23 protein-coding genes, 6 tRNA genes and 1 rRNA gene are annotated in these 23,519 nt (G+C 37.9%); 27 read left to right on the forward strand and 3 right to left on the reverse strand.

Going from position 1 to position 23,519, the window contains the following annotated elements; genetic code table 11:
• The 19 genes from rrf to BM260_RS10785 form a co-directional block, all read left to right on the forward strand.
• Positions 1–93: ribosomal RNA gene (gene rrf, locus BM260_RS10695) — 5S ribosomal RNA — on the forward strand; the annotation flags it as partial.
• Positions 94–496: 403 nt separating this feature from the next.
• Positions 497–571 (forward strand) — tRNA-Asn (locus BM260_RS10700).
• Positions 572–583: 12 nt separating this feature from the next.
• Positions 584–656, forward strand: a tRNA-Thr gene (locus tag BM260_RS10705).
• Positions 657–788: 132 nt separating this feature from the next.
• A tRNA-Val gene (locus tag BM260_RS10710) sits at positions 789–864 on the forward strand.
• Between the two features lie 20 nt (positions 865–884).
• Positions 885–968 (forward strand) — tRNA-Tyr (locus tag BM260_RS10715).
• A 6-nt stretch (positions 969–974) separates the two neighbouring features.
• Positions 975–1,049 (forward strand) — tRNA-Gln (locus BM260_RS10720).
• 18 nt (positions 1,050–1,067) lie between these two features.
• Positions 1,068–1,140 (forward strand) — tRNA-Ala (locus BM260_RS10725).
• 105 nt (positions 1,141–1,245) lie between these two features.
• Positions 1,246–1,836 (forward strand): GNAT family N-acetyltransferase, encoded by a 591-nt coding sequence (locus BM260_RS10730; protein ID WP_245762702.1) that lies wholly within the window; start codon positions 1,246–1,248, stop codon positions 1,834–1,836.
• 70 nt (positions 1,837–1,906) lie between these two features.
• Complete coding sequence (gene rocF, locus BM260_RS10735) at positions 1,907–2,806, forward strand: arginase (protein WP_093537353.1); 900 nt, start codon at positions 1,907–1,909, stop codon at positions 2,804–2,806.
• A 207-nt stretch (positions 2,807–3,013) separates the two neighbouring features.
• On the forward strand, positions 3,014–3,586 hold the full coding sequence (gene sigW / locus BM260_RS10740; protein WP_093537354.1) for an RNA polymerase sigma factor SigW: 573 nt from the start codon (positions 3,014–3,016) through the stop codon (positions 3,584–3,586).
• Between the two features lie 17 nt (positions 3,587–3,603).
• Positions 3,604–4,230 carry a zf-HC2 domain-containing protein gene (locus BM260_RS10745; protein ID WP_093537355.1) on the forward strand — a complete coding sequence of 209 codons (627 nt, stop codon included), beginning with the start codon at positions 3,604–3,606 and terminating at the stop codon, positions 4,228–4,230.
• Positions 4,231–4,351: 121 nt separating this feature from the next.
• Complete coding sequence (cdaA, locus tag BM260_RS10750) at positions 4,352–5,185, forward strand: diadenylate cyclase CdaA (protein WP_093537356.1); 834 nt, start codon at positions 4,352–4,354, stop codon at positions 5,183–5,185.
• A complete protein-coding gene (locus BM260_RS10755) occupies positions 5,178–6,452 on the forward strand; it encodes a CdaR family protein (protein ID WP_093537357.1) in 1,275 nt (424 codons plus the stop codon). The genes cdaA and BM260_RS10755 overlap by 8 nt, the downstream gene beginning before the upstream one ends.
• Before the next feature lie 33 nt (positions 6,453–6,485).
• A complete protein-coding gene (gene glmM / locus BM260_RS10760; RefSeq protein WP_093537358.1) occupies positions 6,486–7,838 on the forward strand; it encodes a phosphoglucosamine mutase in 1,353 nt (450 codons plus the stop codon).
• A gap of 148 nt (positions 7,839–7,986) precedes the next feature.
• On the forward strand, positions 7,987–8,598 hold the full coding sequence (locus tag BM260_RS10765; protein WP_093537359.1) for an FMN-binding negative transcriptional regulator: 612 nt from the start codon (positions 7,987–7,989) through the stop codon (positions 8,596–8,598).
• Between the two features lie 70 nt (positions 8,599–8,668).
• Complete coding sequence (locus BM260_RS10770; RefSeq protein ID WP_093537360.1) at positions 8,669–9,181, forward strand: type 1 glutamine amidotransferase domain-containing protein; 513 nt, start codon at positions 8,669–8,671, stop codon at positions 9,179–9,181.
• Between the two features lie 158 nt (positions 9,182–9,339).
• Positions 9,340–10,944: a gamma-glutamyltransferase family protein gene (locus BM260_RS10775; RefSeq protein ID WP_093537361.1), complete on the forward strand. Its 1,605-nt coding sequence runs from the start codon at positions 9,340–9,342 to the stop codon at positions 10,942–10,944.
• Positions 10,945–11,364: 420 nt separating this feature from the next.
• Positions 11,365–13,167, forward strand: a complete 1,803-nt coding sequence (gene glmS / locus BM260_RS10780) for a glutamine--fructose-6-phosphate transaminase (isomerizing) (protein ID WP_093537362.1) — start codon at positions 11,365–11,367, stop codon at positions 13,165–13,167.
• Positions 13,168–13,430: 263 nt separating this feature from the next.
• Positions 13,431–14,369, forward strand: a complete 939-nt coding sequence (locus BM260_RS10785; protein WP_093537363.1) for a DNA/RNA non-specific endonuclease — start codon at positions 13,431–13,433, stop codon at positions 14,367–14,369.
• 311 nt (positions 14,370–14,680) lie between these two features.
• On the opposite strand, the gene BM260_RS10790 is transcribed toward BM260_RS10785, so the two are convergent.
• Complete coding sequence (locus tag BM260_RS10790; protein WP_093537364.1) at positions 14,681–14,947, reverse strand: hypothetical protein; 267 nt, start codon at positions 14,945–14,947, stop codon at positions 14,681–14,683.
• Positions 14,948–15,294: 347 nt separating this feature from the next.
• On the opposite strand from BM260_RS10790, the gene BM260_RS10795 reads away from it, so the two are divergent.
• The 4 genes from BM260_RS10795 to BM260_RS10810 all read left to right on the forward strand — a co-directional run bounded on the left by BM260_RS10795 (position 15,295) and on the right by BM260_RS10810 (position 18,257).
• Entirely contained in the window at positions 15,295–15,639 is a 345-nt protein-coding gene (locus tag BM260_RS10795; RefSeq protein WP_093537365.1) for an ArsR/SmtB family transcription factor, read from the forward strand.
• A gap of 14 nt (positions 15,640–15,653) precedes the next feature.
• Positions 15,654–16,949, forward strand: coding sequence for an arsenic transporter (locus tag BM260_RS10800; RefSeq protein ID WP_093537366.1), 1,296 nt, complete (start codon positions 15,654–15,656; stop codon positions 16,947–16,949).
• Between the two features lie 21 nt (positions 16,950–16,970).
• Positions 16,971–17,390, forward strand: coding sequence for an arsenate reductase (thioredoxin) (gene arsC, locus BM260_RS10805; protein ID WP_093537367.1), 420 nt, complete (start codon positions 16,971–16,973; stop codon positions 17,388–17,390).
• A gap of 150 nt (positions 17,391–17,540) precedes the next feature.
• A complete protein-coding gene (locus tag BM260_RS10810) occupies positions 17,541–18,257 on the forward strand; it encodes a ZIP family metal transporter (RefSeq protein ID WP_093537368.1) in 717 nt (238 codons plus the stop codon).
• Between the two features lie 55 nt (positions 18,258–18,312).
• Here BM260_RS10810 and BM260_RS10815 read toward each other — a convergent pair whose 3' ends face one another.
• On the reverse strand, positions 18,313–18,627 hold the full coding sequence (locus tag BM260_RS10815; protein ID WP_093537369.1) for an ArsR/SmtB family transcription factor: 315 nt from the start codon (positions 18,625–18,627) through the stop codon (positions 18,313–18,315).
• Positions 18,628–18,657: 30 nt separating this feature from the next.
• A complete protein-coding gene (locus BM260_RS10820) occupies positions 18,658–19,605 on the reverse strand; it encodes a cation diffusion facilitator family transporter (RefSeq protein ID WP_093537370.1) in 948 nt (315 codons plus the stop codon).
• 243 nt (positions 19,606–19,848) lie between these two features.
• On the opposite strand from BM260_RS10820, the gene BM260_RS10825 reads away from it, so the two are divergent.
• The 4 genes from BM260_RS10825 (at position 19,849) to BM260_RS10840 (ending at position 23,492) form a co-directional block, all read left to right on the forward strand.
• Positions 19,849–20,163, forward strand: a complete 315-nt coding sequence (locus tag BM260_RS10825) for a metal-sensing transcriptional repressor (RefSeq protein WP_093537587.1) — start codon at positions 19,849–19,851, stop codon at positions 20,161–20,163.
• Between the two features lie 15 nt (positions 20,164–20,178).
• The gene (copZ, locus tag BM260_RS10830; protein ID WP_093537371.1) at positions 20,179–20,388 is read left to right on the forward strand and encodes a copper chaperone CopZ; all 210 of its coding nucleotides are present in this window, start codon (positions 20,179–20,181) and stop codon (positions 20,386–20,388) included.
• Between the two features lie 76 nt (positions 20,389–20,464).
• On the forward strand, positions 20,465–22,897 hold the full coding sequence (locus BM260_RS10835) for a heavy metal translocating P-type ATPase (RefSeq protein WP_093537372.1): 2,433 nt from the start codon (positions 20,465–20,467) through the stop codon (positions 22,895–22,897).
• Positions 22,898–22,922: 25 nt separating this feature from the next.
• Positions 22,923–23,492 (forward strand): YdhK family protein, encoded by a 570-nt coding sequence (locus tag BM260_RS10840; protein ID WP_407691712.1) that lies wholly within the window; start codon positions 22,923–22,925, stop codon positions 23,490–23,492.
• Positions 23,493–23,519 lie beyond the last annotated feature (27 nt).

Consider the following 23,519-nt stretch of genomic DNA (forward strand, 5'->3'; position numbering starts at 1 on the left):
CACACCCGTTCCCATACCGAACACGGAAGTTAAGCTCTTCAGCGCCGATGGTAGTTGGGGGTTTCCCCCTGTGAGAGTAGGACGTCGCTGGGCACCACAAAGAAGTCGTTACCGAGTAAAATCGGTAACGACTTCTTTTTGTTTACAGAATTAAAATAAGCTGCAGACAGTTACTGAGAAAATAGAGAGGGCTAGGAGCATAGGTATACGTGAGAAGCGAACGATTGTCGCTTACGAATACTTTAATGCGTGCAAAGAAAAACATTATTGGTAGAGTCGACAACGACTTTTCGTGTTTTTCTTAGGTAACTATTAGTGAATACAAACGATTAAAATTTATAAATTCCTGTTTTATTAACATAAAAAAATCTAAATATATGCTAGTCAAAGATATATTTTAGAGCAACATAAGTTGTTGAAATATACTTTTAATACAGGCTTGAAATTTTAAATAGAGTTGCTATAATTATACTTGTACTTTAAAATAATTAAACGTTCCGAAGTAGCTCAGTGGTAGAGCAATCGACTGTTAATCGATTGGTCGTAGGTTCGAGTCCTACCTTCGGAGCCATTTTTTTGTTTTGCTTCCATAGCTCAGTAGGTAGAGTGCTTCCATGGTAAGGAAGAGGTCACCGGTTCAAATCCGGTTGGAAGCTTCCCATTAATTTATTTTAAGGAAAAAACTTGTCCTAATGTCAGATATATGATATTATAGTTCTTGTCTGGTTTTCATTTAAATAAGAAAATACTTTCAACAGAATGTATAATAGTTTTTCCTATAAAACCCAGGAGGATTAGCTCAGCTGGGAGAGCATCTGCCTTACAAGCAGAGGGTCGGCGGTTCGAGCCCGTCATCCTCCACCATAATATTTAAATTTAGCTTTGGAGGGGTAGCGAAGTGGCTAAACGCGGCGGACTGTAAATCCGCTCCTTAGGGTTCGGCGGTTCGAATCCGTCCCCCTCCACCAGTTTAATGGGGTATAGCCAAGCGGTAAGGCAATGGATTTTGATTCCATCATGCCCTGGTTCGAATCCAGGTACCCCAGCCAACTTTTTCAAATTGTATTGGGGCCTTAGCTCAGCTGGGAGAGCGCCTGCCTTGCACGCAGGAGGTCAGCGGTTCGATCCCGCTAGGCTCCATAAATATAGTAAAACTCTTTCAACCTAAAGTTGAGAGAGTTTTTTTGTGGGTGAAAATACTTTTCAATATAGTGCATTTTCCTTTATGATGAAATAAAAAGCGAGGTGTACAATTTGACTGAGACACTAACCTATGGGGATGTAACCTTACGTCCATTACTAACTTCAGATAGTGGAGCATTGTGGGAACTGTATGAACCCAAAATTTTTGAATTTATGTTAAATAAAATAGAAAACAAGCAACAGCTAGAAAAGTGGTTGGCAGTTGGCATTCACCAAATGAATGTAGAGGGAACTGCTCTTGCATTTGTAGTAGAAAATACAGAAACAAAAGAAATTATGGGTACCACTCGTATTTATGGAATAGACCAGACAAATTATAGTTGCGAGATAGGCTCTACTTACTATGGGAAACAGTATCAGCGTACACACGTAAATACGACGTGTAAATATTTATTGTTAAAGTATTGCTTTGAGCAAATGGGGACAATTCGTGTTCAGTTTAAAACAGATGAGTTAAATGTATCTTCTCAAAGGGCAATTGAACGAATTGGCGGTGTAAAAGAGGGTATACTGCGAAATGAACGGATACGATCTAACGGTTTTGTTCGAAATGCGGTTGTCTACTCTATTATAGATAGCGAATGGTCGGAAGTGAAATACAAGCTAGTTCAATTAATGAATAAATATTCGTAATTATGCTTGGTTGAGCCAAACACCCTCTAGCATTTACAATAGATGTAAGAACTAAAGGGGGCATAAAATTATGAATAAATTAAATATATCAATTATCGGGGTCCCAATGGATCTAGGGCAAAATAGACGAGGTGTCGATATGGGACCGAGTGCTATACGATATGCTGGGGTAGTGGAGAGACTTCAAGAGCTTGGTCACTCTGTAGATGATGTAGGGGACATTGCAATAGGTAGAAGAGAGACATCTCAAAATACGAAATTACGTAATCTAGAAGAAGTGGTTGCAGCTAATACAATACTTGCTAACCGAGTTCACGATATTATTGGGGAAGGCAATTTTCCAATAGTCCTTGGCGGGGATCATAGTATTGCTATAGGAACACTTGCTGGATTGGCAGATCGCTATGAAAACTTGGGAGTTATTTGGTATGATGCACATGCCGATTTAAATACTGCTGAAACATCGCCGACTGGTAATATTCATGGGATGCCACTTGCAGTAAGTATTGGATTAGGACATGAGGAGTTAGTGAATATTCGAGATTTTGCACCGAAGATTAAACCAGAGAATGTTGTTATTATAGGTGCTCGTTCGGTAGATCCAGGAGAACGTGAACTGATCAAAGAAAAAGGTATTAAAGTATTTTCTATGCATGAAATTGACAAGCTTGGAATGTCTGAAGTAATGACACAAGCCATTCAGTATTTTGTGGATCGTAAGGTTGATGGAGTGCATCTTTCACTCGATTTAGATGGTCTAGATCCACTATATACACCCGGCGTAGGAACTCCCGTGGCTGGTGGGATCTCATATCGAGAAAGTCATTTAGCAATGGAAATGCTCTATGCTTCAAATATGATCACTTCTGCTGAATTCGTAGAAGTAAATCCAATTTTGGATGAAAAAAATAAAACAGCTGATGTAGCAGTAGGACTAATGGGATCACTATTAGGAGAAAGCCTTATTTAAGAAGGGTATATAGGGACCGACATTATTCATAGATAAGTTAAATAGCTGAAAAGAAAAAGCGGACATGTTGTCTGCTTTTTCTTTTTGATAATCCAGACAAAGTTGGAAAAGTTTGATAATATTAAGATATTATAAATAAATGAAACCTGTGGATACCTTCATACGTAAAGGTAAGACAGCCGCATGGGGCGGAGGCGAGATATCACGATGGATGCGTTAGTGAATAAACGAATAAAACAAGTATTAAAGGGTGATAAAGACGCATTCGCGGAGATTGTCGACCTGTATCAGCATAGACTATTTCAAGTGTGCTTTAGGATGCTTGGGAACCGTCATGAAGCAGAAGATATAGCTCAAGAGGCGTTTGTCCGTGCTTTCATCAATATTCATACGTTCGATCAAAAAAGAAAATTTTCAACTTGGCTGTATAGAATTGCTACTAATTTATGTATTGATCGTATTCGTAAAAAAAAGCCGGATTACTATTTAGATGCAGAAGTAAGAGGTACAGAAGGCCTTGATATGTATTCTCAAATTGCAGCCTCTGATGAACTTCCAGAAGAAGAACTCATGAAACTGGAACTACAGGAGCGTATACAGTATGAAATTAGTAGACTTCCCGATAAATATAGATCGGCTATTGTATTAAAGTATATGGAAGAATTATCTTTGCAAGAAATAAGCGAGATATTAGATTTGCCACTTGGAACAGTTAAAACAAGGATTCATAGAGGACGAGAAGCGCTTAGAAAACAGTTAAGCAGACAGCCTCATATATAATATAGGAGGGAATCAAGATGAATGCGTGTCCAGAACGAATTGTTCACTTTATGCACGAATATTTAGATGGTGAAATCAGCCGTGAACATGAGCTGGAACTTAAATCTCATTTGCAATCATGCGAAGCTTGCCAGGCTCATATGCATGAGTTAAGCGATGTTGTTGCTTTCGTCAAAGGAGCTGCTCACATAGAGGCACCAAATGATTTCAATCATTCGGTTATAGCTAGATTGCCGAAAGAAAAATCTTCTGCAGGGGTTAGTAAATGGTTGCGACGTCATCCAGTTCTTGCAGCTGCTGCAATGTTCTTATTATTGATGAGTAGTGCACTTTTTACGAACTTTAATGATGAGCAACAATTTTCCTTTACTAAGCAAGAAAACGTTCTTGTAGAAGGAGAAACAGTTATTATACCTGAAGGACAAGTCGTTAAGGGAGATCTGGTTGTTCGAAACGGGGATGTTCAGATTGACGGAGAATTAGATGGAAACTTAACGATTATCAATGGAACTGCATATATGGCTTCTACTGCGAATGTTACCGGAACTAGTGAAGAAATCAATGAAGTATTTGACTGGCTATGGTTCCACATTAAAGACGGTGCGAAGAATGTTGTGTCATTCTTTGAAAAAGAGGACAAATAGAAATGAAAGTCTATCCATAAATATTATTGGATAGACTTTTTGTGTTCCAAAAGCGAGGGATTATCGTAATTATGTTATACTTATTTAGAATGGATTAGTGAGGAAAAGTGGGGGATGCCACATGTCGTTTATGGAGCAATTTACAGACCTTATGCCAGTAAACGTTATTGTAAATATTTTGGATGTTTTATTTGTATGGTTTGTTATTTATAAGGTTATTACCTTGATTAAAGGAACTAAAGCAGTTCAATTGTTAAAAGGAATTTTTGTGATTGTTATTGCAAGAGTTGTGACGGACTTTTTCGGCTTAAATACGCTTGACTGGTTATTGGATCGAGTAATTGAGTTTGGATTCTTAGCTATTATTATTATTTTCCAACCGGAAATAAGAAGAGCACTTGAACAGATCGGTAGAGGGAAGTTATTCTCTAGAAGCACCATGCAGCTGGAAGAAGAACAAGGTCGACTCATAACAGCCATGACGAAATCGATTAGTTATATGGCAAAGAGAAGAATTGGTGCCCTCATCTCCATAGAGAGAGAAACTGGTTTGACCGATTATATAGAAACGGGTATTCCGTTAAACTCTTATATCACATCAGAGCTTCTTATTAATATATTCATTCCAAATACGCCACTTCATGATGGGGCCGTTATTATAAAAAAAGATAAAATTGCTTCAGCAGCATCCTATTTGCCTTTGTCTGAAAGTCCTTTCATATCGAAAGAATTAGGTACGAGGCATCGAGCTGCAATTGGTTTAAGTGAAGTGACAGATGCGATAACGATTGTTGTTTCAGAAGAAACTGGGGCGATTAGTTTAACCTCCAATGGAGATTTACGAAGAGATTTATCGTTAGAGGAATTTGAGACCCATTTAACTCGCCTTTGGTTTCCAGTGGAAGAGCAAGTAACTTCTTCTAAATGGTTATGGAGGGGGAAACAAAATGGATAAAATGATGAATAATCCATGGTTCTTGCGGATAACTGCACTAATATTAGCAATCGCACTTTTTATAAGTGTGAGAAGTGAATTAGAAAGCGATAATAAGAATGCAAGTGGTAATGACGTTGATGTCATTCGTGATATCCCTCTAGAAGTTTATTATGACCATGAAAACCTGGTTGTAACTGGTCCACCAAAGACCGTCAACGTAAATGTTGAAGGTCCTAAAAACTTAGTATTATCGGCTAAGTTGATGAAAGATTTTAAAGTTTTTGTAGATCTTCGGGAACTAACTATAGGTACTCATCGAGTTCCGGTTTCAACTGAAAACTTCATAGAAAAGCTAAATGTGCGAACAGATCCTCAATATGTAGATGTAGTGATTGAAGAGCGTATTTCTCGAGAGTTTAATGTTGAAACAGATATGAATGAAGGACTGTTGGCTGAAAACTATGTAGTGAAGTCCTACGAAGTAAAACCACAAAAAGTAACCATTACTGGAGCAAAAAGTGTTATCAATAGCATAGGTTATGTAAAAGCAACTGTCGCAGGAGATCAAGGCATGAATAAGTCCTTTGAACAGGATACAACAGTCAAAGTACTCGATCTTGACTTAAATAAGTTAGACGTTATCGTTGAACCAAGCTCTGTTCACGTAAGTGTGAAAATAGAAGAGTATAGTAAAGTGGTACCGTTAGCTCTAGTAAAACAAGGTAATCCCAAAGAAGGGGTCACCATAAATGAGCTCACTACAAAGACAGATTCAATTCGATTATATGGACCAAAAGCAGTCCTTGATAAAATAGATCAACTAAATGTTGATGTAGATCTAAGTAAAATAGAGAAGTCTGGTAGCTTTGATATGAAATTAGCTTTACCAGAAGGGGTTACAAAACTGTCAAAAGAGGTAATAGAGATTACTGGCGATGTTACGGTTGTGAATGACCCTGATTCAGAAGAAACGGTGGAACAGGAAGAACCTGTTTCTACTATTTCAGAAAAGTCATTTGAGCAAGTACCTATAACCGTAAGAGGCTTACCTGAGCAACTGATAAGTTTTTTTGAAAAACCTACGGATGGCATCGTGACAGTCGTTGCTAAAGGGACAACAGAGGCCTTAAATAAGCTTCAATTAAATAATCTATCTGTATATGTAGAAGCAACTAATTCCGAAGTCGGAGAAAGTACTCTCCCTATACAAGTAGAGGGTTCTTCTGATGTAGAATGGCAAACTTCTGAACAAGAAGCAGTCCTAACAGTTAAAGAATCTTTATAGATAGTACAACAGGATTTTAAGGAGAGAGTATAAATGGGAAAATATTTTGGTACAGATGGAGTTAGAGGAGTAGCAAACTCAGAGCTAACACCAGAACTTGCATTTAAATTAGGTAGAGTTGGTGGTTATATACTAACGAAAGATGTAACAGATCGTCCAAAAGTGTTAATTGGTCGAGATACTCGTATATCTGGTCATATGCTAGAGGGAGCACTAGTTGCTGGTCTATTATCTGTTGGGGTTGAAGTAATGCGTCTAGGTGTTGTTAGTACACCAGCTGTAGCTTATTTAACGAGAGCTATGAGTGCAAGTGCCGGAGTAATGATCTCTGCATCTCATAATCCTATGGCAGATAATGGTATAAAATTCTTTGGGTCGGATGGATTTAAATTATCTGATGGACAAGAGGAAGAAATTGAGCAGCTTTTAGACCAAGATATAGATGAATTACCACGTCCAACTGGGGCAGATGTTGGTTCTGTATCTGATTACTTCGAGGGTGGTCAAAAGTATATTCATTACTTGAAACAATCAATAGATGAGGAATTTGTAGGAATTCATGTAGCTCTTGACTGTGCAAATGGTTCAACATCGTCTCTTGGAACACATGTATTTGCTGATTTAGATGCTGATCTATCTACAATGGGTTCTTCACCAAATGGGTTGAATATTAATGATGGTGTTGGTTCTACGCATCCAGAAAACTTAGCGAAGTTTGTTCTAGAAAAAGGAGCAGATGTAGGGCTTGCTTTTGATGGGGATGGAGATCGTCTAATTGCAGTAGATGAAAAAGGACAAATTGTAGATGGTGACCAAATTATGTATATTTGTGCCAAACATCTTCATGCAAATGGACGTTTAAATAACGGGACAGTTGTTTCCACAGTGATGAGTAATATGGGCTTCTATAAAGCATTAGAAACACATGATATGACTAGTGTAAAAACAGCGGTTGGAGATAGATATGTAGTAGAAGAAATGAAAAAGAATGGCTATAACCTAGGTGGGGAGCAGTCAGGACATATCGTTTTCCTTGACTATAATACTACAGGTGACGGTTTGTTGACTGGGTTACAGCTCGTGAATATTATGAAGGTAACAGGGAAAAAACTTTCCGAGCTTGCTGCTGAAATGACAATCTATCCACAAAAACTTATAAATGTTCGAGTGACAGATAAGCATGCTGTAACAGAAAATGAAAAAGTAGCAGCTATTATTAGTGAAGTAGAAAGTGAAATGGCTGGAAATGGTCGTGTCCTTGTACGTCCGTCGGGTACGGAGCCATTGGTTCGCGTAATGGTAGAAGCAGCAACTGAACAGGAATGCGAAACCTACGTAAACCGCATCGTAGAAGTTGTAAAAGCTGAAATGGGACTTGAAGAATAAGTGTAAAGAATCACATTTCAACCTCTGCGAGCTATGTAAATTACTAATATCGATCCCTTTCTCTTTTCGAAGAGTTAGGGATTTTATGATATTTTGAATAAAAGTGAGTGAGTTTCTAAAAGACCATAGACAAATAAAGGAGGTAACTATGTATATTCCTAAACGATTTAAGGTAGATGACGAGAAAGAAATTTGGTCCTTTCTTAAGCAACACACGTTTGCAACATTGGTTACAACAGATAAAGGGAGACCAGTAGCAACGCATATTCCTGTAATGGTTAAACGCGAAGGAGAAGAAATTGTGGTAAGTGGGCATTTGGCATATGGTAACCGACAGTGGCGCACGCTTAATGAGGAGCAGGAATCCTTGATAATTTTTCAGGGACCTCATTCCTACATTTCTTCTTCATGGTATGAAGAGCAGCAAGTCCCGACATGGAACTATCAGTCCGTTCATGTGTATGGGAATGTTAGTCTCCAAACGCAAGAGGAACTAATAGACGATTTGAAGACGCTTCTACACGTATATGAGCATCATCGACAACATCCGGTATTGTGGGAGACACTATCACCTGAGCTTCTTGAACGGGAATTGAAAGGTATAGTTGGATTCAAACTTACCGTTACAGACATTCAAGCAGCCTATAAAATGAGCCAGAATCGAAATGACAGAGATTATGCCAACATCATAACGCAGCTTCATCAAGAAACTTCACCTGAAGCCCATCAAGTGGCTCAGGAAATGAAAAAGTTACGCTAAAAAATTTTATGTTTATCAGGTAAAGTTTAGTGGAATAGTAAGAGTGTACAAACAATTAAGGAGTGAGGAAATGGCTAAAGTAGCAACATTAATCACAAATATGTTTGAGGACGTAGAATACACAGGTCCAGCACAAGCACTAAACGATGCAGGACATGAGGTATTTGCAATTGAAAAAGAAGCAGGTAAAGAGGTAACAGGGAAAAACGGCGAAGCTACGGTGAAAATCGATTATGGCATTGACGAAGTAAAACCTGAAGACTTTGACGCATTATTTATACCTGGAGGATTTTCACCAGATATTTTACGAGCAGATGATCGTTTTGTTCAATTTGCGAAGTATTTTATGGATGAGAAAAAACCAGTGTTTGCAATTTGTCATGGTCCACAATTACTCATCACTGCGAAGACGTTAGATGGTAGAGATGCGACAGGATATAAGTCGATCAAAGTGGACTTAGAAAATGCCGGTGTAAAATTCCATGACGAAGAAGTATTCGTTTGTCAAAATCAATTGGTAACAAGCCGTACACCAGACGATATTCCAGCGTTTAATAGAGAAATCGTTAAGCTGTTAGGTTAATTATAGTAATATAAACTATATAAAATTATTAAGAGCATCTTCTTTTATTGGAAGATGCTCTTTTAATTGATAGAATATTCTTATTTATTTTAGGCGTTTCTTTCATTATACTTAAGGAATTAAATCATATCGGTATAAAGGTATGAGGGGGAGTTCATATGGATTATTTACATCACCCGTTTCAAGGAAAGCGTCATACGGTATTTGCTAAAAAGGGTATGGTAGCAACTTCACAGCCTTTAGCTGCTCAGGCAGGATTAGATATCTTAAAAAAAGGTGGTAATGCAATTGATGCGGCAATTGCTACGGCAGCAGCACTTACCGTTGTAGAACCGACCTCTAACGGAATTGGCGGAGACGCTTTTGCATTAGTATGGACAAAAGATAAGCTCTACGGTTTAAACGCATCTGGTCCTGCACCGCAGTCGATATCCCCAGAAGCGATAAGAGAAAAAGGGTATGATGAAATGCCTGTTCACGGTGTGATTCCTGTGACCGTCCCAGGAGTTCCTGCTGCTTGGGCTGCCTTATCAGAAAGATTTGGTAAACTCTCGCTCCAAGAAGTTTTAGAACCTGCTATTCAATACGCAGAAGAAGGATACCCGTTAACTCCAATCCTGGGAAAATACTGGAAACTAGCCTATGATAAATATAAAACTACATTTACTTCAGAGGAATTTAATGCTTGGTTTGAAACCTTTGCACCAAATGGACGAGCTCCAGAAATAGGCGAGATGTGGAACTCTCCTAATCACGCACGTTCACTTCGAGCGATAGGAGAAACGAATGCCCGTGACTTTTATGAGGGGGAAACTGCCGACAAAATCGATACGTTTATGAAAAAACATGGAGGCTATTTATCGAAAGAAGATCTTCGTACATACAAGGTGGAGTGGGTAGAGCCTATTTCGGTCAACTATAAGAGTTATGATGTTTGGGAAATCCCGCCAAATGGACAAGGAATGGTTGCATTAATGGCACTGAATATATACAAGCACTTAGGGGAACCGAGATGGCAAAGTAAGGAAACTCTCCACCATCAAATAGAAGCGATGAAGTTAGCTTTCACAGATGGGTTAGCTTTTATAACGGAGTCTGCGGAAATGCCGATAAGCGTAGAACAATTATTATCAGAGGAATACGCAAATAAAAGATCCAACGTAATAAACGAAGAAGCTGGCAATCCAGAAATCTATGACATCCCTAAAGGCGGAACGGTATATTTAGCGACAGCAGATGAAGAAGGTAATATGGTTTCTTACATCCAAAGTAACTATATGGGATTTGGATCAGGGATAGTTATTCCGAATACAGGAATCGCTTTGCAAAATAGAGGGCATGACTTCTCTTTAGATGTCGCGCACCCAAATATATTAAAGCCCGGGAAAAGAACATTACATACTATTATTCCAGGCTTCTTAAGCAAAAATGGGAAGGCGGTAGGACCTTTCGGAGTAATGGGTGGATATATGCAGCCACAAGGGCATTTCCAGGTTGTGACGAATACAGTAGACTATATGCTAAACCCACAGGCTACATTAGATATGCCTCGTTGGCAGTGGATAAAAGGGAAAGTAATTCATGTAGAACCAGAATTCCCTAGCTATCTTGTACAAAGTCTAATAGGAAAAGGGCATCAAGTTCAGATTGCTTCGGACGGTGGGACATTCGGCAGAGGTCAGATTATTTGGCGTAATGCTGAAACTGGGGTTCTACAAGGAGGAACAGAGTCTCGTACGGATGGTTCAATTGCAGCATGGTAAGAGATTATCTTGTGTTAAAAGAGCCATTACCATAGTAATGGCTCTTTTAGTCGGTTAAAGTCCCCTACACCCATTAAATTGACGAGCATACTATGAACATATATAATGTAGAAGTTGCTAATCTAGTATTAGTAACCGCGTAGAAGTGGAGGACAGGTAACGCGTAAAATATAGAAAACAATTATAGCGCCAGAGCTGAAGAAATTGGACGGAAAATCATCTTCAGCAGACGAGGTGGAGGTTATCGAAATTTCGGCGGATGCCTCCCGACCGTATTTGCCCGGTTGTTATTCTTTTTCATAAAACATTCGAGTGATCGAATGACAGGTGGAATAGAAGGCATTCTTTGCTTAATTGGCTACTACACGCCTTGTGTAGGGAGCTTATTTTGACATGAATGTAAACGGAGGAATTTAAATTATGTGTGGAATTGTTGGATATATTGGAGAAATAGATGCAAAAGAAATTTTATTAAAAGGGTTAGAGAAGTTAGAATACCGCGGTTATGATTCAGCAGGTATTGCTGTGCTTAACGAAGATGGAGTTATGGTATTTAAAGAAAAAGGTCGAATTGCGGATTTACGTGGCGTAGTAGATACAGAAGTAGCGGCAACTATTGGAATTGGTCATACTCGCTGGGCAACTCACGGAGTACCAAACCATGAAAATGCACATCCTCATCAAAGTACAACTAAACGCTTCACATTAGTGCATAATGGAGTAATTGAAAACTATCATTTGATGAAAAAAGCTTATTTATCGGACGTGGAAATGGCTTCTGAGACAGATACAGAAGTAATTGTACAACTTATAGAGCGTTTTTCTAAAGACGGATTATCTACAGTTGATGCACTTCGCAAAACATTGCATTTAATACATGGTTCGTACGCACTTGCTTTACTGGATAATGAAGACGAAGACACTATTTATGTAGCAAAAAACAAATCACCATTACTAGTTGGTGTTGGAGAAGGATTCAATGTTGTAGCTTCGGATGCAATGGCGATGCTTCAAGTAACTGAGCAATATGTGGAACTTCATGATCAAGAAATCGTAATCGTACGCAAAGATTCTGTAGAAATTCAAACATTGGAAGGCACAAAAGTTGAACGTGCACCATATAAAGCAGAACTAGATATGAGCGATATTGAAAAAGGAACATATCCTCACTATATGTTAAAAGAAATCGATGAGCAGCCAGCTGTTATTCGTAAAATTATTCAAGCTTATCAAAATGAGCAAGGGGAACTTGAAATTGATCCTGCTATTTTAAAAGCACTGCAAGACGCTGACCGCCTGTACATTATTGCGGCAGGAACGAGCTATCATGGTGGGTTAATCGGAAAAGAATACTTTGAAAAAATTGCAGGTATACCAGTAGAGGTTCATATTTCTAGTGAATTCGGTTATAATATGCCACTACTTTCTGAAAAACCAATCTTCATGTTCCTAACACAATCAGGAGAAACTGCGGATAGCAGACAAGTTCTTGTAAAGATTAAAAAATTAGGTTACCCAACGATCACGATGACTAACGTACCAGGTTCTACTCTTTCCCGTGAAGCAGATCACACACTTTTACTTCATGCTGGTCCGGAGATTGCTGTGGCTTCCACTAAAGCATATGTTGCACAGGTTGCTGTTTTAATGGTAACGGCTTCTGTATACGCACTTGCTCAAGGGAAAACATTAGACTATGATGCTGTAAAAGAATTAGGAATTGTAGCCAATGCTGTTCAAGCAATTGTAGATTCTAAAGAAGAAATGGAAGAAATCGCGAAAGAGTTTTTAGCTACTACTAGAAATGCATTTTTCATTGGTCGTAACGTAGATTTCTACGTAAGCCAAGAAGGTGCATTAAAACTTAAAGAAATTTCATATATCCAAGCAGAAGGATTTGCTGGAGGAGAGCTAAAACATGGTACTATCGCTCTTATTGAAGACGGTACACCAATCATCGCTCTAGCTACACAAAAAGCAGTAAGCCTTAATATTCGTGGTAATGTGAAAGAAGTAGTTGCACGTGGCGCTAACCCATGTATTATTGCAATGGAAGGCCATGAGGAAGAAGGAGATCGTTACGTACTGCCAAAAGTAAACGAGCTCTTCGCTCCACTAGTAGCCGTAATTCCATTACAACTTATCAGCTATTATGCAGCATTGCACAGAGACTGCGACGTAGATAAACCTAGAAATCTAGCTAAATCAGTAACAGTTGAATAGAGTTAAAGTAATATATTTTGATGTCCAGTGACATTAAAATAGGTTATCGAAATTTATAAAAGAATGCTAAAACACCTCTCTAGTTTAACAGAGAGGTGATTTTTTGTTGAATACTAATGTCTTTTTACAAATACGCTCGAACTATCTGGTGCTTTACTTGAATCAAGTGGATGCCTGTAAGGTATCTTTTCTCTATTATCCATAAGTCAACATTCCCAGATTTTTAGAATGAACAGTATGAAGCAATTATAGGAGAGTCCCAAATGAAAAAGAAAATGAGCTATATAATCTTACTTTTAACAACCATCTTTATGATTGGTTGTACCAACTTAGAAGATGCATCCGTTACAGATGTAGAAACAGACCTACAAGAAGCAACCACAGTTGAGACAAATATAAATAGTGAAAAAGAAGAAGCTAACTCTACGGTTATTGATGAACCAGAAGTAAAGGAGACACCAGCACAATCAAATAATGATATTTTTTCAGGATACAAACTTATTGAAGTTGATGGTGGTGATTTGTCTGGACATCGTGAACCTAAAGTCGTTGTTGATATTGGTTATGGGGACCGTAAATATTGGGCATTTACTAATGAGTACGGACAACTAGTACGTGTCATTGCGGACCAAATCATTTTACAAGATGACAGTAAAGAACCTGTATTATCGTCTGGCAGATACTATCGTGATGAGGCAAAGGTTCCTGGCGTCGAAAGTGACGTTTTAGATGAAGGACATATAATTGCTGATTCTCTCGGAGGGGTATCGAATGCTTATAATATTACCCCACAAGATAGTACGCTCAACCGACATGGTGATCAAGCTTATATGGAAGACGTGATCCGTAGAGCAGCTGGAGCTACTAATTTCGAAGCAATTATCACATATCCGAATACGGAAACGCAAATTCCTTCCAGTTATCAGTATACCTATACTGTAAAGGGTAACGAAATCGTTGATAAATTTGACAATGTAAACCCTGATGAGGTAAATTCCTCACTCGGTCTAACTGGTAGTGAACCTGCTGAGTCAACTAGTTCAACTACAAGCGGCGATATTACTAGTGTTGATACAAATGGTAATGGACAGGTGACGATTAAAGAAGCAAAAGCAGCAGGTTTTAGTATGCCAATAACGAGTGATCATTGGATATATCCATATATGCACGATGCTGATAAGGACGGTATGGTTGGTGAGTGAGACCCTAGAACTTTGAGAAAAGATATAGGTTACCAACTTAATGGTAATTGGCAGTTCTCAAATATTCTGTCGTGACGTAAAACTGGTTAGGTTGCCCTAACCAGTTTTTTATTGGTGTTTAGAAAGGTAACCCTTTGAGATTCATTACTAAAGAAAAGTTTTTACCTATCTTCTAAAAGGTCAACGCTGGCTTCTAATATATTGAATCGTATTAAAATAAGGTTAACCAGTAAAATCTGGTTAACCTTACGAAGCAATTAAGTTTTATCAGACCATAGGCGATATTAGCAATTGCATCTGATTAGCGTAAATTAATTTTTAAAGGTATCAACAAGTTGCTTAGCATCTATCATGGACATGCCTCTATGTTCCCTTAGATACTTCACGGTTTTAACAACACCAAGAGTTTTTAATTTTTCGCGAACCAAAGCGATTAATTCATCATTGTTTTCTTTGGGGCGCAGTTTCTGATTCTCTACCTTCAAAACGTGGATCTTCTTAGATTGACCAAAAATAATAAGTGATAATCCCAAGATTAATAAAATGAAAGATGTAATTAATACCCACTCAATATTCATAAAATAACCTCCATAATTTAGGCGTATTTCCATATTAACACGTTCAGCACATCTTTCCCAACTAGCTATCTGCTCACAAATTATAGTAACTAGTACGTTGCAATTAAATTAATTGAAGATTTTCCCCCATAGTTCGTGTGGAAGACTATCAATGTTGCATAAAAATAGGGTGTCAATCAGATAGCGTTTGGTGTCCTTATTTTTAATGGTTAAACAAGCCATGAACAATGAAATGATGTGTTTCTTTTTTAATGTCATATAAAAACAGTTGAAATTCATACATAAGCAAACTATTATATAAGGAGATGCTTATATAATAGTCATTTACTGATCTAAGGAGGTACCTCATGGAGTTATGGACAATTGAAATAGAGAAAGCTGCAATGATATTAAAATTGTTAGGAGATAAAACAAGGTTAACAATGCTCAAAATGTTAGAGGCACATGATTATTGTGTTTGTGAATTCGTTGAAATATTTAAAGTGAGTCAACCCGCTATTAGCCAGCACGTAAAGAAGTTAAAAGAAGCTGGATTAGTGTGTGAAACCAGAAGGAGTCAATGGATTATTTATTCTTTAAATAGGGATAGTGATATTCTTCCATTTGTTCAGAGCTTGATGGACCACCTACCAAACCAAGATTTTAAACTACAACAATTAGAAAAACAGGGATTACGCATCTCATGTGAATAAGGGAGGTTTGTATTTTGTCACCAGTTATTTTAGCATCATTAATTTTTATAATAACGCTTATCTTCGTAATCTGGCAGCCAAGAGGTTTGAATATTGGATGGTCAGCCTGTGGAGGAGCCGTTATAGCGTTATTAGTGGGAGTTGTTGGTTTTAGTGATGTCCTCGAAGTAGTAGACATTACTTGGAACGCTACTCTATCGTTTATTGCAATTATACTTATTTCCTTAATATTAGATGAGATTGGCTTATTTGAATGGGCTGCATTACATATGGCAAGGGTTGCAAAAGGCAATGGGTTTAAGATGTTCATATATGTAAGTGTGTTGGGTGCTTTAGTTGCTGCCTTTTTTGCGAATGATGGAGCAGCGTTAATATTAACTCCAATTGTTTTGGCAATGGTTCGTAATTTAAATTTCAACGAAAAAATGATTTTCCCATTTATTATGGCGAGTGGGTTTATAGCAGATACGACTTCGTTACCTTTTGTTGTTAGTAACCTTGTTAATATTGTTTCAGCTGATTTCTTTCATATCGGTTTTGTTGAATATGCAACAAGAATGATTATTCCTAATATATTCTCACTGATTGCAACTATCAGTGTATTACTATTTTATTTTAGAAAAAGCATTCCTAGATCATATAATTTATCCAAACTTAGAGAACCAAAAGAGGCTATTAAAGACATTAAAATGTTCCATCTTTCATGGTTTGTACTGGCTTTATTAGTTATTGGTTATTTTAGTAGTGAGTTTATCCAAGTTCCAGTTTCCATAGTTGCTGGAATAGTAGCGATTTTCTTCATCTTAATGGCTAGAAGAAGTAATGCGGTTAATACAAGAACTGTTATTAAAGGAGCGCCATGGAATATTGTGTTTTTCTCAATCGGCATGTATGTGGTCGTTTACGGTCTAGGGAATGCTGGACTGACTGGTGTGTTAGCAAGTGTGATTGAGGTAGCTGCAGAACAAGGTCTATTCGCAGCAACGATGTCAATGGGCTTCATTGCAGCCTTCCTGTCATCCCTGATGAATAATTTGCCAACCGTAATGATTGATGCATTAGCGATTGCTGAAACGAATACTTCTGGTACCATTCGCGAAGCACTTATTTATGCTAACGTGATTGGTTCTGATTTAGGGCCCAAAATAACACCGATTGGTTCTCTTGCAACTTTAGTTTGGCTTCATGTTTTATCTCAAAAGGGTGTAAAGATATCATGGGGCACTTACTTTAAAACAGGTATTGTCTTAACGATTCCAATTTTATTCATTACCTTATTAGGTCTTTACATTTCGTTAAAATCGTTCTAACTAAAGGAGGGTACTTAATTTATGTCTAAAAAAACAATTTACTTTTTATGTACTGGAAATTCGTGCAGAAGCCAAATGGCAGAAGGCTGGGGAAAAAGATATTTAGGTGACGAGTGGGAAGTTCTAAGTGCGGGCATTGAAGCACATGGTTTAAACCCGAAAGCTGTTAAAGCTATGAATGAGATCGGAATTGATATTACTACCCAGACCTCAGATATGATAAATATGGAAACACTCAATAATGCAGATTTTGTGGTGACCCTTTGTGGCGATGCTGCAGATAAATGCCCAATGACACCACCACATGTAAAACGTGATCACTGGGGCTTTGAAGACCCTGCTAAAGCAGAAGGAACGGATGAAGAGAAGTGGACAACCTTCCAACGAGTTCGTGATGAAGTTGGTGAAAGAATTAAGCGTTTTGCTGAAACTGGGAATTGATTTAATGTATGGTAAGTACAAGAGTTAAAAAGAACTTGAACCTTCAAGTTCTTTTTATTTACCCTTCAGAAGTAAATATTAATTTTAGAGATCTTCATAAATACCTTAGAAAACCCATATAAAGTAAAAACAAATCATAAGGATGGTTAAGTGTCTTTCATCTGGGTTATTGGTTATTTGTGTACTGCGATTGGCTTTAGTATAGGTGGGTATATAGCTTGGAGCACGAAGGGTTTCCAGAACAAAACAGATTTTGTTTACAGTGTTTGTGCGGGGCTAACTCTTGGCATATTGAGTTTTGAAATTGCACCAGAAGCAATAGAGCTAGGAAATTGGATTACTTTCATATTTGGTTTTGTTGTGGGAATCCTATTATTTGAAGCAGCACATATTATTTTGACAATCTTACTTGGAAAAACCGCGGATCAGCGTAAGGGTCTTCCTCCGAAGGTAGGAATCCTCTTATTACTCAGTATTTCATTCCACAATTTGCCGATTGGGATTGTTTTGGGTTCTACACATGATACAGCAGTAGAATTTTCAATGCTTCAAGCCATTCTCCTCCATAATATACCGGAAGGCATAATTGTATTTACTCTTTTGTTTGTAGCTGGTCAGAAGATTTGGTCCTGGTTCATATTTTCCTTACTTGTTGCAGCTCCTGTAGGATTGGGAGCTTATTTTGGCAGTACATTAGGAAACGGGAATCCTTTTTTATGGTCATTTTCAATTAGTTTGGCTGCGGGTACAATCTATATGATTATTGTGAAAGAAGTAATTATGGAAGCGATTAAGGATACTTCCAATGTATTACTAATTTCTACTATTAGCTTTGGATGTATAGGATTGTATTTTTACTTTATATAACGTTCTTCTTAAGTGAAAAATAATACCGTAAGATCTAGCTGGAGAGATTACATTATTAATGTTTTGCATGGTCAATCGCTTGATGCAACAGATTCATAATGTGATCGTCAGCACTTGAATAATATAAGGTTGTGCCTTCACGTCGAAATTTTACTAAACGTAAATTTTTTAAAAACCGAAGTTGATGGGATACCGTAGACTGCCCTAAGTTTAGTTCCTCTGCAATATCATTTACTGAATACTCTTTGCAGCAAAGTAAATTTAATATCCGAATACGTGTTGGATCACCTAAAGCTTTAAATGTCTGGGATACGACAAACAGCGTTTCTTCATCCAAATCATGTGGGTTCGTTTGTACTTCTTCTCGCATACTTTTTCATACCTCCGTTTATCACTTATATTAGTGGTGGTGATGTGCGTGTGGATCAGGTCCTTCTGCTTTAGCGGTACATAAAATGGAATTATCACAGTTGTGAGAAGCTGTTTCAAACTGAATCGTCACATGCTGAATATTTTTATGTCCTAAATCATGCTCAATTTTCTGTAGCATCTTTTCGCCTTCTACAATCATCAATTGATCTTCGACTACGACATGGCAGGAAAGAGCATTTAAACCACTTGTAATAGACCAAATGTGTAAATCATGAACGCTTATGATTCCGTTTGTCTGTTCAATTGTCTTAACGACGTCATTTACACTAACATTTCTCGGTGTACCCTCCATCAGTACATGTAAAGAAGCTTTCGTCACATAGTAACCACTGCGTAAAACTAGTGCTGCAACGATGACACTTGCTAATGGATCCGCCCAACCCCAACCAAGGAACATGATTAATAAGGCTGCAATAATTGCACCGACAGAGCCTAACATATCACTAATCACGTGAAGAAATGCCCCGCGCATATTTAAATTATCTTTCGTATCACTGCCACGCATCATAATCCACGCAACAAGAATATTGACAGCTAACCCGATGCTACTAATAACAAGCATTCCCGTAGTTGCGACTACTGGTGGATTAGTAAAGCGTTCAAATGCTTCATAAAATATAAATAGTGCAATTAATATCAACGTTACACCGTTGAATACCGCTGCTAGAATTTCAAACCGTTTAAAGCCGTAAGTATTGTTAGCATCTGCTGCTTTTTCGCTAAATGTAAATGCCAATAGGGCAATCCCTAGTGAGACAGAATCACTTAACATATGTCCAGCATCTGATAGTAGGGCTAGACTATTTGTCATATATCCGCCTATAGCTTCTACAACCATATAGGTGGTAATAATAAAAAATGAGATCAATAATACTTTCTTATTTGCCCCATGTGCATGGTTATGATTATCCGCCATATTAATCCCTCCGTTATTTTTACATTTCTATTAAACGTTATATGATAATATATTCATATATACAGATTATGTTCATTTAAGTACTTTGTCAATCAATATACTCACCGTTATTGGTGGAATTCTTCTGACACTTAGTTTTTTACATTTACGCTAAATTCATAAAACGTAATACTTTACATACCCCCTATAGGTACTATACAATGTGAATAAGAAGTATAGGAGGTTGATGAGTTGGATAGTGTAATGGAAGAAAATACAATCACTTCTGATAATTCTTGTAGAAAAAGTCATCATCCTGAACATATAAAAAAAGATTTAACGAATCGGTTAAATCGTATTGAGGGTCAGATCCGAGGGATAAAAGGCATGGTAGACAAAGACGTCTATTGTGATGATATTATTACTCAACTTTCTGCAACTCAGTCCGCGCTAAATAGTGTAGCAAAAGTACTTTTACAAGGGCATTTAAAAGGCTGCGTAGTCGACAGGCTAGCAGAAGGCGATGATGAAGTACTCGATGAATTATTAGTTACCATACAAAAATTAATGAAAAAATAAGAGGAGGAATTTTAAATGGTTAACCAAGTAACATTAAACGTACAAGGAATGTCATGTGGTCACTGTGTTAGTTCTGTTGAAAACAGTGTAGGGAAGTTAGATGGAGTAAATGAAGTGAAAGTTCACTTAGAGTCAGGAAAAGTAGACATTTCATTTGAAGAAGATAAAGTGTCACTAGAGGTAATTAAAGAAACAATTGATGATCAAGGCTACGATATAGTGTAAGGACAGTAGAGTGCTAAATAGCACTCTCTTTCTTTCAAATAATTATACCCCCAGGTGGTATAAAGGAGAGGTTACAATGAGTAGTGAAACAAAAGAAACTAGTTTACAAATCACTGGAATGACCTGTGCTGCCTGTGCTACTAGAATCGAAAAAGGGTTAAATAAAATGGATGGTGTAGAAGTAGCCAATGTAAACTTGGCACTGGAGAAGTCATTGATTAAATACAATCCTGAAAAATTGAGTAATAAAGACTTTGAACAGAAAATACAAGACTTAGGGTATGGTGTTGTCAAGGAAAACAAAGAGTTTGTCATTACGGGAATGACCTGTGCTGCATGTTCTACAAGAATTGAGAAAGGGCTTAACAAGCTAGAGGGAGTAACCTTGGCGAACGTTAATCTGGCACTAGAAAATGCAACGGTAGAATATAACCCTGCTCAGATTTCAGTTGCAGATATTATAGGGCGAGTAGAGAAATTAGGGTATGGGGCCATCAATAAAGAGGATGAAAAACAGGCAGTTGACTACCGAGAACAAGCCATTCAAAAACAAAAGAAAAAATTTATTATCTCTGCGATTTTGTCTCTCCCATTATTGTGGACGATGGTCGGTCATTTTTCGTTCACATCATTTATATATATGCCTGAATTCCTTATGAATCCATGGGTGCAGATGGCTTTGGCAACACCTGTCCAATTTATCATTGGGAGACAGTTTTATGTAAGTGCATATAAAGCATTAAGAAACGGTAGTGCCAACATGGATGTCTTAGTAGTAATGGGTACTTCCGCTGCTTATTTTTATAGTGTTTATCAAGCAATTATTACTACGGGTGAACACCATACAGCAAATCTATATTTTGAAACGAGTGCGGTGCTAATCACTCTTATTATATTAGGTAAATTGTTTGAAGCAAAAGCAAAAGGGCGGTCCTCTGAAGCTATTAAAAAACTTATGGGACTTCAAGCTAAGACTGCCTTAGTAATTAGAAATGAAACTGAAATAGAAATACCTCTAGCGGAAGTTGTAATGGGAGATACTATATTAGTAAAGCCTGGTGAAAAGATACCAGTTGATGGCGAAGTTGTAGAAGGAAATACTGCTATCGATGAATCTATGCTAACTGGCGAAAGTATTCCAGTGGACAAAGCTATTGGTGATGCATTATTTGGTTCAACTATTAACAAGAATGGCTTTCTAAAAATGAAAGCTACAAAGATTGGTAGAGATACTGCGCTTGCTCAAATTATTAAAGTAGTAGAGGATGCGCAAGGATCGAAAGCTCCGATTCAAAGGCTTGCTGACAAAATCTCTGGTGTGTTCGTGCCAATTGTAATTGGTATTGCGATACTCACTTTTTTAGTATGGATAATATGGGTGAATCCAGGTGAAGTCACGCCTGCCCTGGAAGCTCTGATTGCCGTTCTTGTCATTGCATGCCCATGTGCGCTAGGACTTGCTACCCCTACATCTATTATGGCTGGGTCAGGTCGTGCAGCGGAGTTCGGGATTTTGTTTAAAGGCGGAGAGCATTTAGAAACTACTCATCATATCGATACAGTCATTGTAGATAAAACAGGAACTGTTACAAATGGTAAACCAGAACTAACGGATATAGTTGTGGCAAGTGGCATAGGGGAAGAAGAGTTTCTTTCTTTAATCGGTGCCGCTGAAAAACAATCGGAACATCCACTCGCAGAAGCAATTGTAAAAGGTATCCAAGACAGAGGAATATTACTTAAGGGAGTTCAAAGCTTTGAAGCAATTCCAGGATATGGAGTGAAAACAGTTGTTGATAACAAAGAGATACTTGTAGGTACTCGAAAACTCATGAATAGTTACAATGTTGATATTTTGAATATATTACCTGTGATGGAGGAGCTTGAGGCTAATGGGAAAACAGCAATGCTTGCAAGTATTGAGGGGCAGTATGCAGGTCTAGTAGCTGTTGCCGATACCGTTAAAGAGACTTCTAAGAAAGCTATCAAGCGTTTACATGATATGAATATTGAAGTAATTATGATGACAGGTGACAACCAACGTACAGCAACAGCAATTGGTCGAGAGGTCGGTATAGATCATGTTATTGCCGAGGTACTTCCGGAAGGAAAAGCGGAAGAAGTAAAAAAACTACAGGCTGCTGGTAAGAAGGTCGCGATGGTTGGAGATGGTATTAATGATGCGCCAGCATTAGCAGTTGCGGATATAGGTATGGCTATTGGAACAGGAACCGACGTTGCAATGGAGGCTGCAGATATCACATTGATCCGAGGGGACTTAAATAGCATAGCAGATGCTATTATCATGAGTCATAAGACAATGAGGAATATTAAACAAAATCTATTCTGGGCGTTTGGATATAACGTATTAGGTATACCGATTGCAGCGGTAGGCTTACTTGCACCCTGGGTAGCAGGAGCAGCAATGGCATTTAGTTCTGTATCAGTTGTCTTGAATGCATTGCGTCTTCAAAAAGTGAAACTAGAAAAGAATAGACCTAACGGATAAGAACGAATTTCAAGGTAGGAGGATAATGATGAATAAAATAGTAATTGGAATTGTCTCATTAGCAACTGCATTTACGTTGTCGGCATGTGCCAGTGATGACAAGGAAGCAAGTAAACATGAAAACATCGAGCTGGATCATTCAGGCATGAATCACTCTAGTACAGGGGAAGTCCCAGAAAGCGTGAAAGTAGCTGATAATCCGACCTATGAAGTTGGAAGTCAAGCCATTCTTAAAACAGATCATATGGAGGGAATGAAAGGTGCAGAGGCAACTATCGTTGGTGCATATGATACGATTGCCTATATCATTTCCTACACACCAATATCTGGCGGTGAAAGAGTAGAAAATCATAAGTGGGTCATTCAAGAAGAGTTGAAAGATGCTGGAGATAAAATTTTAGAGCCGGGGACAAAGGTTACGATTGAAGCTGACCACATGGCTGGAATGAAAGGTGCTGCTGCAGATATTGATTCAGCAGAACTAACAACTGTATATATGGTCGATTACACACCAACTTCAGGTGGAGAAATAGTGAAAAACCACAAATGGGTTACGGAAAGTGAATTATCTACAAAAGAAACAAAAAACAGATAAGATTTAAGAATTGAAAGAGCTTATTCC

Origin of the sequence: Psychrobacillus psychrotolerans, assembly GCF_900115805.1 — a bacterium.
GTDB classification, from domain to species: domain Bacteria; phylum Bacillota; class Bacilli; order Bacillales_A; family Planococcaceae; genus Psychrobacillus; species Psychrobacillus psychrotolerans.